Source organism: Pseudomonas sp. OV226, assembly GCF_003148705.1.
Taxonomy (GTDB): Bacteria; Pseudomonadota; Gammaproteobacteria; order Pseudomonadales; family Pseudomonadaceae; genus Aquipseudomonas.
Genome location: NZ_QGGS01000031.1, coordinates 14,735 through 28,475, shown reverse-complemented (window position 1 = coordinate 28,475; position 13,741 = coordinate 14,735). Strand labels below are relative to the sequence as shown.

Genomic DNA, 13,741 nt, shown 5'->3' with positions numbered 1-13,741 from the left:
CGGAAACAAAGCGCGCACTCTAACCGCTGTGCTCTACCGGACGCCAGCCATGGCGCTGAATATCAACACGATTGTTCAGGATGCTGATGCCTTCGGCGCGTAAACGCGCGCGCTGTTCATCCCCCGAAGGGCTGCCCACAGGCAGGCTGATCCGACCACCGGCACCGAGCACCCGATGCCAGGGCAGTTTGGTGTCACCCGGCAATTGGCTCAACGTGCGTCCGACCCAGCGGGCGGCGCGACCGAGTCCGGCCAGCTCTGCCAGTTGACCATAGCTCACCACTTTGCCTTCAGGCACTTGGGCCAGGGTCAGGTAGAGCGCCGTGCGTCGGATTTGCGCCTGGCTTTCCGTTTCAGAGGTGGGGTTGAGCATGTCCGGGGTTCCTGAGGAGGTTCGCGTTACCGTTTGTAGAGTAAATCCGGGATCAGGAATTGAGAAATGAACTCAATAGAATTAGTCGAGTCAGTCCTTGTCTGGGCCTTGTCAGTAAGGATAATGACGATTTTTTTTCGCAATCTTGAGCGTGTATTTACTTATGTTGTCCAGAACACTGCTCTGTCTCGCTGTCCTGAGCGCTTCCATGCCGGTGCTCGCCGATACTGTCTGGTTGAAAAACGGTGACAAGTTGAGCGGCAAGATCACGCTGTTCGATGGTGGCAAGCTGGTGATCCAGACCGAATACGCCGGTGCGATCCCGATCGACTGGAAACAGGTCAAAACCCTGGAGAGTGATCAGGAATTGCTGGTCAAACAGAATGCCTATACCGGCGAGAAGGCCAAGTCGTTGCGTGCGGCAGAGGACGGTAAGGTCACGCTGGCCAATGGCGACGCGCCGAAGACGGTGGAATTGGCCAGTATCCAGCAAATTCTCAAGCCCAAGCCGGTGGTCGAGGATTTGGTGTGGAAGGGTAACGTCGACTTGGCGCTGGACTACCAGAGGGCTGAGAACGACACCAACGATTATGACGTCGACTTCAGGACCACGGCGCGTCATGGCCGCTGGCGGCATATCGCGGAAGGTGAATACAACCGCGAATTCCAGGATGGAGATGTGACCGCGGACAACTGGCGTGCTGAATACTCGCTCGACCGCTTCCTGACCGAGAAATGGTTCTGGGAGGGGCGACTGGTGTACAAGCGCGACAAAGTCGAAGACCTTTCCCGTCAACGCACTGTCGGTACAGGCCCTGGTTACCAGTTCTGGGACGACGAGCTGGGTGCATTCTCCTTGGGGTCGCTGGTCAACCGCACGGACTATGAGTTCTCGGACGGCAACAAGGATAACTTCTATGCCCTGGCGATGAAGTGGGATTACAACCGTTACCTGGTCGGCAAGACGGTGGAGTTCTTTACCCACGGTGAGGTGGCCAAGCCGTTGTCGGGTGTGGCGGATTACGCGCTGGATGCTGAAATGGGATTGCGATACAAGGTGACAGACTGGGCTTCGCTCAATCTCAAGGCGGAGCGAGACATCATCAGCGGTACCGATGACAGTGACCTGAGCAAGACGCGCTACACCGCAGGGTTCGGTGTGGCCTGGTAAGACGCAAAAATCGCAGTCGTGGGGCTGCGATTTTTTTTGCCTGAAAAACCGTCAGGCACAAAAAAGCCCCGCTTTTAAGGGCGGGGCTTTTTACTAAAGCAAGTACAAGTTAGATAACTTGAACTTCTTCAGCTTGCATGCCTTTCTGACCGCGGGTAGCGATGAAAGAAACCTGTTGGCCTTCTTTCAGGCTTTTGAAGCCGTCGGATTGGATAGCTTTGAAGTGAACGAACAGGTCGTCACCGGATTGTGGAGTGATGAAGCCGAAGCCTTTTTCATCGTTGAACCACTTAACGGTACCGGTTTGGCGATTAGACATGGTGTAACTCCTTGAACAAAGATAACTGCGACTCAGGAAGAACCCTGGCCGAGACTGAGTGCAAAGAGCAGGAAAAATTCTTGTAGATGGTTGGATCGAAATTCAACATATCGTGTAGAGATTCTCAGTGACACAAGCAGCACAGTGGCGCCACCTTAACCCTTTTTCCGGGACGTGCCAATGCTTCTTGCGAAGGTTTCTCTCTTTTCAGGACTGACGGTCCTTTGGATTGGGCGAAAGGTCCTGAATTCACGGGGGAGCGGGGAGAATTATGCCCCGGACTTTGAACCCGGGGCGCGCGCCCGGTAAGATGCCGGACAGAATTTTTCCACCTCGCTATTCAGGACACACGCCATGAGCATCAAATCGGACAAGTGGATTCGCCGCATGGCGCAAGAGCACGGCATGATCGACCCCTTCGTTGAGCGCCAGATGCGTGGCGAAGGCGCCGAGCGTGTGATTTCCTACGGCGTTTCGAGCTACGGCTACGATGTGCGCTGCGCCGATGAGTTCAAGGTGTTCACCAACATTAACTCGGCGACCGTTGATCCGAAGAATTTCGACGAGAAGAGCTTCGTCGACGTCAAAAGCGATGTTTGCATCATTCCGCCAAACTCCTTCGCATTGGCGCGCACCGTGGAATTCTTCCGTATTCCGCGCAACGTGCTGACCATCTGCCTGGGTAAAAGCACCTACGCGCGTTGCGGCATTATCGTCAACGTGACGCCGCTTGAGCCTGAGTGGGAAGGGCACGTGACGCTGGAGTTCTCCAACACCACGACACTGCCGGCGAAGATCTACGCCAATGAAGGCGTCGCACAGATGCTGTTCTTCGAATCCGACGAAGAGTGCGAAGTCTCCTACAAGGACCGTGGCGGCAAGTACCAGGGCCAGCTCGGCGTTACCCTGCCGCGCACCTGATCCGTTCATCTGGCCAGTCAGCGGGAATTCCTGAGCGGGTAGACACTCTATGGGGTGTACTGCCCGGTTCGCGCACAGCGGACGGGGCCATTGCTCAGGAGTGCTTTATGAAGATCGATCCGCGAATAAGTGCCGAGCTGGCAAGGCTTGAGCCCAATCAGATTGGCGTTTTGGCCTGGTCCTTGTTGGCACATCCACCCGTCAGCATGGCGGGGGGCATCCCCGGTCAACCAGACCCCGATACCCCGAACGAACAACCGACGGAACCTGGCGAACCCACCCTGCCGGATGAGCCACCTCCGGCGCCTGTCGCCTGATCTGCCGCCAAAAAAAATGGCCAGTGCAGTTGATGTTCGTAAAGACGTCAGCTGACTGGCCATTTTTTGTTGTGGGGTTGAGGCTCGGCGTTACTTAAGGTTGCCGCTGAGGAATTGCTTGAGCCGCTCACTCTTCGGATTGCCCAGCACGTCTTCCGGCGCGCCTTCTTCTTCCACCAGCCCTTTGTGCAGGAACAGTACCTGGCTGGAGACTTTGCGGGCGAAGCTCATTTCGTGCGTCACCATGATCATGGTCCGGCCTTCTTCGGCCAGGCCCTGGATCACGCGCAATACTTCACCCACCAGTTCCGGGTCGAGCGCCGACGTCGGTTCATCAAACAGCATGACCTCCGGTTCCATGGCCAGCGCCCGGGCAATGGCGACCCGCTGCTGCTGGCCTCCGGACAGGAAGGCGGGGTACTGATCGGCGACGCGCGGCGCCAGGCCGACCTTGTCCAGGTAACGTCGGGCGCGGTCTTCGGCCTCTTCTTTGCTGCAACCCAGCACCCGGCGCGGGGCCATGGTGATGTTTTCCAGCACCGTCATATGGCTCCACAGGTTGAAATGCTGGAACACCATGGCCAGGCGGGTACGGATCCGTTGCAGTTCATCGGCATCGGCCACGTGCATGCCGTGACGATCCTTGATCATGCGGATGTTCTGGCCGTCCAGGCTCATGGCGCCGTCGTTGGGCTGTTCGAGAAAGTTGATGCAACGCAGGAACGTACTTTTACCCGAGCCGCTGGCGCCGATCAGGCTGATGACGTCGCCGGTGTTGGCCTTGAGCGAAACACCTTTGAGGACTTCGTGATCGCCATAGCTTTTATGCAGGCCTTCGATCGTCAGTTTGTACATGGGGCATGCATCCTCAAGGCGAAAGTAGGTAGCCGCTGCGATAGGCTTCGGCGCCCGCGACGTGCGCGATCACCATGCCTGCAGTGGCCATGCGCCGCAGCGAACGGGCGTACATCAACCCGGCGGCGGTGCAATGAACGGGGGTGACGCGATCGTTGATCGGGTCAATGATTTCGGCGATCAGTTGCCCGGCTTCCAGGTATTCCCCCGGCAGTGCGGTGAACACCAGCAAGCCGCCGACCGGTGTGGCTACCGGTTCGACGCCCGCCAACGGTGTGGCGGGGTAGGGCAGTTCGGGCAGCGGAGCCGGCTCGCCGGCAATGGCGCCGAAGTGAATCAGGTACTCGATCAGCGCCTGGCAATCGAGGCTGGCCAGCGGATGATTGACGTCACCCTGGCCGCGCAATTCGACGGTCACCGAGAAACTGCCCGGCGGAATGTCAAAGCGCTCGCTGAAGCGCTCCTTCAATTGCCACCAGAGCAGGGTGAAACATTCGTCGAACGATTGGCCGCCGGAATCGGTGGCTAGCAAACTCGCCTCGGAACCGATGTAGCGCGCCAGCGGCTCGACCTGCGGCCAGGCTTCCGGTGTGGTGTAGAGGTGCGCGACGGCTTCGAAGTCGCAGTGCAGGTCCAGCACCATGTCTGCATCGCAGGCCAGGCGTTGCAGCGTCAGGCGCTGGGATTGCAGTTGAGTGCTGGCGGTCTGCCGGGCGAGGGCGTTGCGCAAACTTTCGCGGATCAACTCGAGGTTGCGCTGCGGGTCGTCACTGAGTTGGCCTTCGATTTCATTGCCGACTGCTTCGCTCAGATCGATGAACCAGCGGTTGAAGTTCTGACCGCTTTCCAGTTCGAAGCGGCCCAGAGGGACTTCCATCAGCACTTGTTCCAGGCCGACCGGATTGGCCACGGGCACCAACACGATTTCGCTGATCAGCCGGCCGGCGGCTTCCAGTTCCGCCAGGCGTTGCTTGAGGTGCCAGGCCACGAGCATGCCGGGCAGTTCATCGGCATGCAGTGACGACTGGATGTAGATCTTGCCTTTGGCCGCCGCAGGGCCGTAATGAAAACTGTGGATCTGTCGTGCAGTCCCCGGTACTGGGGCCAGCAAGTCATGAGTCTGGTGGCGCATGTTTCTTTATTCCTAAAGCGGGTCCTAGTGGGTCGGCCCGAGGAAGGCCAGCCATCGGCGTTCGGCGAGGCGGAACAGGCCGACCAGCGCAAAGGTCACGGTCAGGTAGATCAGCGCAGCGATGCCGAACGACTGGAAGGTCAGGAAGGTCGCCGAGTTGGCGTCCCGAGCGACTTTCAAAATGTCCGGAATGGTTGCGGTGAACGCCACTGTGGTCGAGTGCAGCATCAGGATCACTTCGTTGCTGTAGTACGGCAACGAGCGACGCAGGGCTGAGGGCATGATCACGTAGGCATACAGCTTCCAGCCGGTCAGGCCATAAGCCTTGGCGGCTTCGACTTCACCGTGGTTCATGCTGCGAATGGCACCGGCGAAAATTTCCGTGGTGTAGGCGCAGGTGTTCAGGGCGAAGGCCAGGATCGTGCAATTCATCGCATCGCGAAAGAATGCGTCCAGTACCGGCTGAGCCCGAATGGCGGCCAGGCTGTAGATCCCCGTGTAACAGATCAATAGCTGGATATAGAGCGGCGTGCCACGAAACAGATAGGTATAGAACTGCACTGGCCAACGGATGTAGAAGTGCGGTGACACCCGGGCGATGGACAGCGGAATCGACACGATAAAACCGAAGAAGATCGAAGCGCTGAGCAACCACATCGTCATGGCCAGGCCGGTGATGTTGTTGCCGTCGCTATAGAGGAAAGGTTTCCAGTATTCCTGCAGAAGTTCGATCATCGTACGGCCTCCCGGGTACCGGCGGAGTAACGACGTTCAAGCCAGCGCAGAATGAAGTTGGACGCGCTGGTGATCACCAGGTAGATCAGCGCGGCAAGTACCAGGAAGTAAAATAGCTGATAGCTGCTTTTACCGGCGTCCTGGGCAGCCTTGACCAGATCGGCAAGGCCGATGATCGAGACCAGGGCCGTGGCCTTGAGCATCACCATCCAGTTGTTACCGATACCCGGCAGGGCATAACGCATCATCTGCGGGAACACCACGATCCAGAAACGCTGGCCGCGCTTGAGGCCATAGGCGGTGGCCGCTTCGACCTGACCCCGTGGGACGGCGAGAATCGCGCCACGGAAGGTTTCGGTGAAATACGCGCCATAGATAAAGCCCAGGGTGATGACCCCGGCGCTGAATGGGTTGATCTCGATGTATTCCCATTCCATGTAATCGGTCAGGGACGTCAGCCAGGTTTGCAGGCTGTAGAAAATCAGTAGCATCAGGACCAGGTCCGGAACGCCGCGAATAAGTGTGGTGTAAAGCTGGGCAGGCACGCGCATCAGTTTGACTTTTGACAGCTTGGCACTGGCACCGAGTAGCCCGAGCAACACGGCTACCAATAGCGACAACGCCGACAACTTGATCGTCATCCAGGTGCCTTGCATCAGCAACGGACCGAAGCCCTTGAGACTGAAGGCAGAGAGCCCCAGATTTTGTAATAGGTTTTCGAACATAAATCAGCAACCTGATCGGATGAAAAAAGCGCCCATCGCGAGATGGGCGCCGGGCATTATTTGCCGCTGAACAGATTCAGATCGCCAAAGTGTTTCTTCTGAATGGTGGCGTAGGTGCCATCATCGTGTAACGCTTTGATACCTTTATCCAAAAGTGCTTTCAGCTCGGTGTTACCTTTCTTAATGCCCACCGCCGTTTTGGCAGGCAACAAATGGTCGTCGACTGGCTTGCTGACGTCATAGTCGGCGCCTTGTGGCGACTTCAGGAAGCCCAGTTCGGCTTGCAGCATGTCCTGAATCCCTGCATCGAGACGACCGGACGTCAAGTCGGCGTAGACCTGATCCTGGTTGGCGTAGGCCTGGGTTTTCACACCGGCCTTGTCCAGAACGGCTTTGGCATAGGCTTCCTGAATGGTGCCTTGTTCATAGCCGACGGTTTTGCCTTTGAGCGAAGCGACGTCCGCCGTCACGCCGGAACCTTTCTTGGACACGTAGGCGGTTGGGCCGGAAAACAGCTCGCTGGAGAAGTCGATGACTTTTTCACGGGCTTCGGTAACGGTCATCGACGAGATCACACCGTCGAATTTATTGGCCTTGAGGCCTGGAATCATGCCATCGAAGTCACTTTCGACCCATTTGCACTTGACCTTCAGCTCGGCGCAGATCGCGTTCCCCAGATCGATGTCGAAGCCTACCAGGCTACCGTCGGCCGCTTTGGACTCGAAAGGTGCATAGGAAGGGTCAACACCAAAACGCAGCTCTTTGTATTCCTTGGCCAGCGCGGAGCCGGCAGCCATGCACAAAGCCAGTGCAGAAAGGGTCAGCAATGCTTTTTTCATTATTCAATCCCTAAGAACCAATATGAGCGCTTGTGGCGCAGAATTATTGTTACTGGAAAGCGTAAGACCTAATGAAAGTAGCAATTTCCGAACCAGAGTCCCGAACAAGCGTTTTAAAAGGTCATACAAGAAGTGACGGCGCAGGAATTGTGCACGAAAACGGGCTTGATGAGTGGGGTGCACCAACTTTGTTCGAGCGGACACAAAAACCAGTGGGTCAGCCCAGTAATTTTTGCAATGTGCCGAGGTCGTCAGCGTCCTCAACCGACTTGTCCTGACGCCAGCGCAACATCCTGGGGAAGCGCACGGCAATTCCGCTCTTGTGGCGTTTTGAAAGGGCAATGCCTTCGAATCCCAACTCGAACACCAGGCTGGGTTTCACGCTGTTGACCGGGCCGAATTTTTCCACCGTGGTTTTGCGCACGATGCTGTCGACCTGGCGCAATTCTTCGTCGGTCAGCCCTGAATAGGCCTTGGCGAAGGGGACCAGCGTGCGTTCGCTGGCATCAGGCGGACCATCCCAGACCGCGAAGGTGTAATCACTGTAGAGATTCGCCCGTCGTCCGTTGCCACGCTGGGCATAAATCAGCACCGCGTCGACGCTGAACGGGTCGACTTTCCATTTCCACCACGCGCCCATGTCCTTGGTCCGGCCGACGCCGTACAGCGAATCCCGTGCTTTGAGCATCATGCCTTCGACGCCGAGACTGCGGGAGGCCTCCCTTTGTTGGGCGAGGTCCAGCCAGTTCTCACCGATGAGCACTGGTGAGGCGAGTAACACCGGGCTGTTACAGGTGGCTACGACCGTTTCCAACTGAGTGCGACGCTTGGCCAGCGATTGATTGCGCCAATCCGCGCCGTGCCATTCCAGCAGGTCGTAGGCGAGGATCACCACGGGCACCTCTTCGAGGATTTTCTTGCCGAGAGTTTTGCGTCCAAGGCGCTGTTGCAACAAGGCGAAAGGTTGCACGGCGGGAATGCCGGGCAGGCTGGCATCGGTGCCGTGAGGCGCGGATTTCCATGCCACGATTTCACCGTCGATCACCGTGCCGTCGGGCAAGCCGTGCACGAGGTGATCAAACTCAGGGAAGCGTTCGGTCACCAATTCCTCGCCCCGCGACCAGATCCACAAACGCCCGTCGCGCTTGATCACTTGCGCGCGAATGCCATCCCATTTCCACTCCACCAGCCATTGGCTGGCGGGGCCGAGCAATGCTTCGAATTGCCCGGCCGGTTGCGACAAGGCATGGGCCAGGAAGAACGGATAAGGTTGCCCCCCGCGCTGCGCGTGTTCATCACCGGACTCAGCCGCGATCAATTTCAGGTAGCTGGCAGCGCTCGGGCGATTAGATAAGTCGGTGTAACCGACCATGCGCTGGGCCACGCGTTTACTGTCGAGTCCGGCCATGGCTGCCAGGGCTCGGGTCACCAGTTGCCTGTAAACGCCGACACGGAAACTGCCGGTGATCAGTTTGATGCAGAGCATCAGGCTGGCGCGATCCAGTTGCGACCAGAGCGTGGGCAATTGCTGGGCGAGTACAGAGGGGGATTCGCCGCGCAAGGGCAGCAGCTTGTCTTCGATCCAGGTCGCCAGTCCCTCAGTGGAACGGTGGTGGGCTACGGGCAGCACCAGTGAGATGGTTTCTGCCAGATCGCCCACCGCCTGATAACTCTCTTCGAACAGCCAGGGTTGAAGGCCGGAAACGGTCACCGCCAACTCTCGCAATATGCGCACGGGCACCAATTGCCGAGGGCGTCCTCCGGCTAAAAAGTACACGGCCCACGCGGCATCTTGCGGCGAGGCCTGAGCAAAGTAGATTTGCATGGCCGCCAGCTTGGCGTTGCTCGACGTGGTGGCGTCGAGTTCGGCATACAACTCGGCGAACGCCTTCATGCCAACACCTTGTCTTTCTGGGGGGCGATCAGGGTGTTTTCTTCCTCGTCGTCGCCGTACTCGGTGTTGAAACCCTGTGCATCGAGACCTTGTTCACGCAGGTGGCGCACCAGAACCTCGACCGAGCCATGCGTCACCATCACCCGCTCGGCCCCGGTTTGTTCAATCGCCCAAAGCAAGCCCGGCCAATCGGCATGGTCGGAGAGCACGAATCCCCGATCGACACCGCGCCGCCGACGGGGGCCACGCAAGCGCATCCAGCCGCTGGCGAAGCCGTCGCTGTACTCACCGAAACGACGCATCCAGGTACTGGCGCCCGCGGATGGCGGCGCGATGATCAGGGCTTTACGCATCATCGGGTCACTCTTTTTTACCTCGCCGGCATAGAGAGTGGGCGGTAGGTAAACGCCGCTCTGGCGATACATCTGGTTAATCGGCTCCACGGCGCCATGCACCAGAATCGGGCCGAGAAGGGCGTCGATGCCATGGAGAATGCGCTGCGCTTTGCCGAACGAGTAGCAGAGCAGCACGCTGGCCCTGTCGGCGGCGGCGTTGGCCTGCCACCACTGATTGATCTCGGCAAACACCTGCGCCTGAGGTTGCCAGCGATAAATCGGCAGGCCGAAGGTCGACTCGGTGATGAAGGTGTGGCACCGCACCGGCTCGAAGGGCGCACACGTGCCGTCGGCTTCGGTCTTGTAATCCCCCGAGGCGACCCAGACCTCGCCGCCGTATTCCAGTCGCACCTGGGCCGAGCCGAGCACGTGCCCGGCGGGGTGAAAGCTGACGGTGACGCCATGATGTTTCAGGGCGTGGCCGTAAGGCAGGGTTTGCAGATTGATGCCTGCACCCAGGCGAGCGTGCAGGATGCCTTCGCCGGCTGACGCCGTCAGGTAGTGACGATTTCCGCTTCGGGCATGATCGCTGTGAGCATGGGTGATGATTGCGCGCTCGACGGGGCGCCACGGGTCGATGTAGAAATCCCCGGCCGGGCAGTACAAACCTTCAGGACGCGCGATAACAAGTTCCATGCTGTTGCCAAAATGGAGGGACTTGTTAGCTATGAGGTTGGCGTGAAGCCAGAAGTTCTATTGTTTTTTCAAGGGTGTTGATTGTTCCCACGCTCCGCGTGGTAACGCCTCAAGGGACGCTCCGCGTCCAGTGACGCAAAGCGTCACGAGCCGCATTCCCACGCAGAGCATGGGAACGATCTTTACGCCTACAGTGATCGGGGGTTATTTGCCCGGAGCCAGGGTCAATTGAGTCTTGCCGTACACCTTGTCAAAGTTCTGCGGTTGCATCGGCAGGCTCATGTAATTCCCTTTGAGCCATGGATCAATGCTGTCGAGGTAGTGCGGGCTTGCCGGGTTGCCCGACTGGCCGGTGCCGTTCTGGCCCATCAGCGGTTCGGCCTGGCCGAAGTCGACGATAAAGCGCATGGCCGGCGCCTGCGTGGTGTTGAAGTCCTCACCCCAGGCGAAGGCCGCCGTGTTGAGCGTGGTGTGGTCACCGCCCGCCGCAACGGGACCGCGAACGGTCTGGCCACTGGCGTTTTTCCATTCATAGCGGTGCAGTTTGCCCCACTGCCAGGCGTTGTGATTGCCACCCAACTGACTGTCACCGGCGTTGATCGCCGCTGCCAGGCTGCGGGCGAGGATCGCCGGCTTGTCTTCTTTCTGCGGTGTGCGCGCGTCATCCCAGAACGGGCTGTCTTCGCGCCCCAGCAGGTGATCGGCTTGAGCGGCGTAGGACAACTTGCCGTTGGCCACAAAGGCCTTCCACGCCGGGCTGCTTTGCGGGCCAAGTTCGTCGAGGAAGATCTGTTTCATGCTTTCTTGCAGAAACAATTCATAAATCGCTGCATCGGCAGAGGTCGTGCTGAGCTTGCCGTCGAACGCCATCAGGCGGGTATAGGCCTCGCGAGCCTTGCCGCGATCGGCATCCGGTAGCGCTTCGATCGCCTGTTTGAGCGGCTGGGACATGCCCGGTGCTTCAAACATTTTCTTCAGTTTGGCGGCGAACGTGGTGGTCTGGTCGTATTGCATCGCGATCACGCTGCGCGTGTCGTGTTTACCCGCGCCGGCCAATTCGGCCATACGCTCGCCACGTTCCGGTGCCGCCCACGAATTGGACAATTGCATGCCGTAGCCATGGGGAATGACGCGCTGATTGGCGGTGCCGAGCCAACCTTGCGCCGGATCCTGGTCGTAAGGGTGCAGCATCGGATCGGCGTAGCCGTCCCAGTCGTAGCGACCTTCCCAGCCCGGCGACGGCAACAGGCCTTCGCCCTCACGGCGGTTCGGGTAGCGACCGGTGACTTGCCAGCCGATGTTGCTGGCGTCGGCGAAGACCAGGTTCAGGGCGATGGCGCGGATTTCGCGGCTGGCGTCCGACGCTTTCTCGACGGTCTGGGCGCGGGACAGGTCGAAAAACGCATCCAGGGTTTTATCGTCGGTGAAGTTCGGCATTTGCAGGGCCAGGCCGAAACCATTGGCCAGCGTCGTGCCTTGGGCGCTATTGAGCAGCGGACCGTGACGGGTTTCGTACACCACTTCGCGAATCGGACGCTGGCCTTTGACGAAGTAGGTTTCGTTACGCACGATCGCTGGTTGCCATTTGCCGGCCACTTCATAGGTGAGGCCGTTGCCCTGGCGTTTGATCTTTTCCAGGAACAGGTCCTGGTTGTCGCCCATGACGGTGGTCATGCTCCAGGCGACTTTGCCGTTAAAACCACCGAGCACCATCGGTAAACCGGCAATGGTCACGCCCGAAGCCTGATATTTCGGCGCGCGGATCTGCACGTAACTGAACAGCGACGGCACGCCCAAGGGGCCATGACTGTCGCTGGCCAGCAGGCTTTTGCCACTGCGGCTGCGTTGCGGGCCGATCGCCCAGTTGTTCGACGAGGTCGTGCCCGACAGATTCAGGTCGGACAGTTGGCCGGTGGCCTTGCTGATTTCAGCCAGCCCCGGGATGGCGCCGTTGAGCTTGATGCCCTGAAGTTTTTCGGCTTCGGCCAGTGGCAGTTTTTCATCGGGCGCGGACGGTGTCAGCCAGGCGAGTTTGTCGGTGGTGACGGTCTGAGCCAGCATCAGCGAGGAAATTTCTTCCGGCAGGTTGGCCGATTGACTGAAATTCAACAGGCAGAAAATCAGCGCCGAATCTTCCGGTTTCCAGTATTCAGGCTTGTAACCGGTGGCCGCGAGATCGGCTGGCAGCTTGTCGCGGTAGCGGAACAGGTAGGCGTTGACGCCGCGCGCATACACTTCGAAGAAGCGCTTGAGACGCGGCGAAGAGGCTTTGTACAACTCACCGGCGTTTTTCTTCAGATTGACCGCGCGCATGTAGCGGTCGGCGTCCAACAGGTCGGCACCGGACATTTCTGCCAGGCGACCTTCGGCCAGCAGGCGCAGGGTGACCATTTGCGTGATGCGGTCACTGGCGTGAACGTAACCCAGGGCGAACAACGCATCGTGGAAGCTGTTGCTTTCGATCAGCGGCATGCCCATGGCATTGCGGCGCACCGAAACGTTCTGCGCCAAGCCCTTGAGCGGCTGCACACCGGAAGTTGGCGGGAGGGTGTCCTGAGCGTTCCGGGTCTGACAACCGGTCAGGCTCAAAACACCGGCCACTGCTGCGGCAACGCCGAACCGGGGAAGAAAATGTGTGAGGGCTGGCGAGGCCATGGCAAAGCTCCTGCGGGGGTAAAGGCGCAATAAAGGCGCTACGTTAGTGAGCAGGAGGAGGGCGCGCAAGCGGCGACGGGGTTATTTCTTTATGACGGTCGTTCCCACGCTCTGCATGGGTATGCCTTGCCTGTAAGAAGAGGTGATGCTGAAGTGTGTGAAATTCAATCACCACTGTTTGAGAAAAACCGGCATGGAGCTCAAGACCAACGCAGCGCTAATCATCATCGATCAACAAAAAGGTATTTTGCATCCTAGGCTCGGTCGCCGAAATAACCCTCAGGCCGAGGCGCGGATTCTGGATTTATTGAGCCATTGGCGTCGAACCGGGCGACCGGTGATTCATGTGCAGCATCTGTCTCGTTCACCGGATTCGGTGTTCTGGCCGCAACAGTCAGGCGTGGAATTCCAGGAGCGGTTTGAGCCACAGGCCGGCGAACAGTTGATCCAGAAACAGGTGCCGGATGCCTTTTGTGCCACGGGGCTGGAGGGTCGTTTGCGTGACGTGGGGATTTCTCAACTGGTGATTGTTGGCGTGGCGACCCATAACTCGGTGGAGTCCACGACGCGAACCGCCGGTAATCTGGGGTTTGAAACGTGGGTTGCGGAGGATGCGTGCTTTACCTTCGACAAGGCGGACTATTTTGGAAACGTGCGTTCAGCCGAGGACGTGCATGCGATGTCGCTGGGGAATTTGCAGGGCGAATATGCGACGGTGGTGAGTACTGCGCAGATCCTGGCTTGAGATTGATCTTTGGGGCCTCTTCGCGAGCA

At 58.7% G+C, this 13,741-nt stretch carries 14 protein-coding genes; 4 read left to right on the top strand and 10 right to left on the bottom strand.

Annotated elements, in window-relative coordinates; genetic code table 11:
• Positions 1–19 precede the first annotated feature (19 nt).
• The gene (locus C7534_RS29935; RefSeq protein ID WP_109787999.1) at positions 20–373 is read right to left on the bottom strand and encodes an MGMT family protein; all 354 of its coding nucleotides are present in this window, start codon (positions 371–373) and stop codon (positions 20–22) included.
• 163 nt (positions 374–536) lie between these two features.
• Here C7534_RS29935 and C7534_RS29930 point away from each other — a divergent pair, with 163 nt between their 5' ends.
• Positions 537–1,544: a DUF481 domain-containing protein gene (locus C7534_RS29930; RefSeq protein WP_046029292.1), complete on the top strand. Its 1,008-nt coding sequence runs from the start codon at positions 537–539 to the stop codon at positions 1,542–1,544.
• Between the two features lie 109 nt (positions 1,545–1,653).
• Here the strand turns inward: C7534_RS29930 and C7534_RS29925 are convergent, their stop codons facing one another.
• Positions 1,654–1,863: a cold-shock protein gene (locus C7534_RS29925; protein ID WP_002554837.1), complete on the bottom strand. Its 210-nt coding sequence runs from the start codon at positions 1,861–1,863 to the stop codon at positions 1,654–1,656.
• A 354-nt stretch (positions 1,864–2,217) separates the two neighbouring features.
• On the opposite strand from C7534_RS29925, the gene dcd reads away from it, so the two are divergent.
• Positions 2,218–2,784, top strand: a complete 567-nt coding sequence (dcd, locus tag C7534_RS29920) for a dCTP deaminase (RefSeq protein ID WP_046029293.1) — start codon at positions 2,218–2,220, stop codon at positions 2,782–2,784.
• A 107-nt stretch (positions 2,785–2,891) separates the two neighbouring features.
• Complete coding sequence (locus C7534_RS29915) at positions 2,892–3,101, top strand: hypothetical protein (protein WP_007947208.1); 210 nt, start codon at positions 2,892–2,894, stop codon at positions 3,099–3,101.
• Between the two features lie 90 nt (positions 3,102–3,191).
• Here the strand turns inward: C7534_RS29915 and C7534_RS29910 are convergent, their stop codons facing one another.
• The 8 genes from C7534_RS29910 to C7534_RS29875 all read right to left on the bottom strand — a co-directional run bounded on the left by C7534_RS29910 (position 3,192) and on the right by C7534_RS29875 (position 12,967).
• A complete protein-coding gene (locus tag C7534_RS29910) occupies positions 3,192–3,956 on the bottom strand; it encodes an ABC transporter ATP-binding protein (RefSeq protein WP_109787998.1) in 765 nt (254 codons plus the stop codon).
• A gap of 13 nt (positions 3,957–3,969) precedes the next feature.
• On the bottom strand, positions 3,970–5,088 hold the full coding sequence (locus C7534_RS29905) for a succinylglutamate desuccinylase/aspartoacylase family protein (protein ID WP_109787997.1): 1,119 nt from the start codon (positions 5,086–5,088) through the stop codon (positions 3,970–3,972).
• A gap of 24 nt (positions 5,089–5,112) precedes the next feature.
• Positions 5,113–5,823, bottom strand: a complete 711-nt coding sequence (locus tag C7534_RS29900; protein WP_046029299.1) for an ABC transporter permease — start codon at positions 5,821–5,823, stop codon at positions 5,113–5,115.
• Positions 5,820–6,548: an ABC transporter permease gene (locus C7534_RS29895; protein WP_046029301.1), complete on the bottom strand. Its 729-nt coding sequence runs from the start codon at positions 6,546–6,548 to the stop codon at positions 5,820–5,822. The genes C7534_RS29900 and C7534_RS29895 overlap by 4 nt, the downstream gene beginning before the upstream one ends.
• 56 nt (positions 6,549–6,604) lie before the next feature.
• On the bottom strand, positions 6,605–7,387 hold the full coding sequence (locus tag C7534_RS29890; protein ID WP_109787996.1) for a transporter substrate-binding domain-containing protein: 783 nt from the start codon (positions 7,385–7,387) through the stop codon (positions 6,605–6,607).
• Positions 7,388–7,604: 217 nt separating this feature from the next.
• Positions 7,605–9,281 (bottom strand): ATP-dependent DNA ligase, encoded by a 1,677-nt coding sequence (locus tag C7534_RS29885; RefSeq protein ID WP_109787995.1) that lies wholly within the window; start codon positions 9,279–9,281, stop codon positions 7,605–7,607.
• On the bottom strand, positions 9,278–10,312 hold the full coding sequence (locus tag C7534_RS29880; protein ID WP_109787994.1) for a ligase-associated DNA damage response exonuclease: 1,035 nt from the start codon (positions 10,310–10,312) through the stop codon (positions 9,278–9,280). The genes C7534_RS29885 and C7534_RS29880 overlap by 4 nt, the downstream gene beginning before the upstream one ends.
• A gap of 204 nt (positions 10,313–10,516) precedes the next feature.
• On the bottom strand, positions 10,517–12,967 hold the full coding sequence (locus C7534_RS29875) for a penicillin acylase family protein (RefSeq protein WP_109787993.1): 2,451 nt from the start codon (positions 12,965–12,967) through the stop codon (positions 10,517–10,519).
• A 193-nt stretch (positions 12,968–13,160) separates the two neighbouring features.
• Between C7534_RS29875 and C7534_RS29870 the strand changes: the two genes are divergently transcribed.
• A complete protein-coding gene (locus C7534_RS29870; RefSeq protein ID WP_109788024.1) occupies positions 13,161–13,712 on the top strand; it encodes a cysteine hydrolase family protein in 552 nt (183 codons plus the stop codon).
• Positions 13,713–13,741 lie beyond the last annotated feature (29 nt).

Excerpts from the sequence above, each read along its gene's own strand:
- C7534_RS29935 (WP_109787999.1), bottom strand. The coding sequence starts at position 373 with ATGCTCAACCCCACCTCTGAAACGGAAAGCCAGGCGCAAATCCGACGC.
- C7534_RS29930 (WP_046029292.1), top strand. The coding sequence starts at position 537 with ATGTTGTCCAGAACACTGCTCTGTCTCGCTGTCCTGAGCGCTTCCATG.
- C7534_RS29925 (WP_002554837.1), bottom strand. The coding sequence starts at position 1,863 with ATGTCTAATCGCCAAACCGGTACCGTTAAGTGGTTCAACGATGAAAAA.
- dcd (WP_046029293.1), top strand. The coding sequence starts at position 2,218 with ATGAGCATCAAATCGGACAAGTGGATTCGCCGCATGGCGCAAGAGCAC.
- C7534_RS29915 (WP_007947208.1), top strand. The coding sequence starts at position 2,892 with ATGAAGATCGATCCGCGAATAAGTGCCGAGCTGGCAAGGCTTGAGCCC.
- C7534_RS29910 (WP_109787998.1), bottom strand. The coding sequence starts at position 3,956 with ATGTACAAACTGACGATCGAAGGCCTGCATAAAAGCTATGGCGATCAC.
- C7534_RS29905 (WP_109787997.1), bottom strand. The coding sequence starts at position 5,088 with ATGCGCCACCAGACTCATGACTTGCTGGCCCCAGTACCGGGGACTGCA.
- C7534_RS29900 (WP_046029299.1), bottom strand. The coding sequence starts at position 5,823 with ATGATCGAACTTCTGCAGGAATACTGGAAACCTTTCCTCTATAGCGAC.
- C7534_RS29895 (WP_046029301.1), bottom strand. The coding sequence starts at position 6,548 with ATGTTCGAAAACCTATTACAAAATCTGGGGCTCTCTGCCTTCAGTCTC.
- C7534_RS29890 (WP_109787996.1), bottom strand. The coding sequence starts at position 7,387 with ATGAAAAAAGCATTGCTGACCCTTTCTGCACTGGCTTTGTGCATGGCT.
- C7534_RS29885 (WP_109787995.1), bottom strand. The coding sequence starts at position 9,281 with ATGAAGGCGTTCGCCGAGTTGTATGCCGAACTCGACGCCACCACGTCG.
- C7534_RS29880 (WP_109787994.1), bottom strand. The coding sequence starts at position 10,312 with ATGGAACTTGTTATCGCGCGTCCTGAAGGTTTGTACTGCCCGGCCGGG.
- C7534_RS29875 (WP_109787993.1), bottom strand. The coding sequence starts at position 12,967 with ATGGCCTCGCCAGCCCTCACACATTTTCTTCCCCGGTTCGGCGTTGCC.
- C7534_RS29870 (WP_109788024.1), top strand. The coding sequence starts at position 13,161 with ATGGAGCTCAAGACCAACGCAGCGCTAATCATCATCGATCAACAAAAA.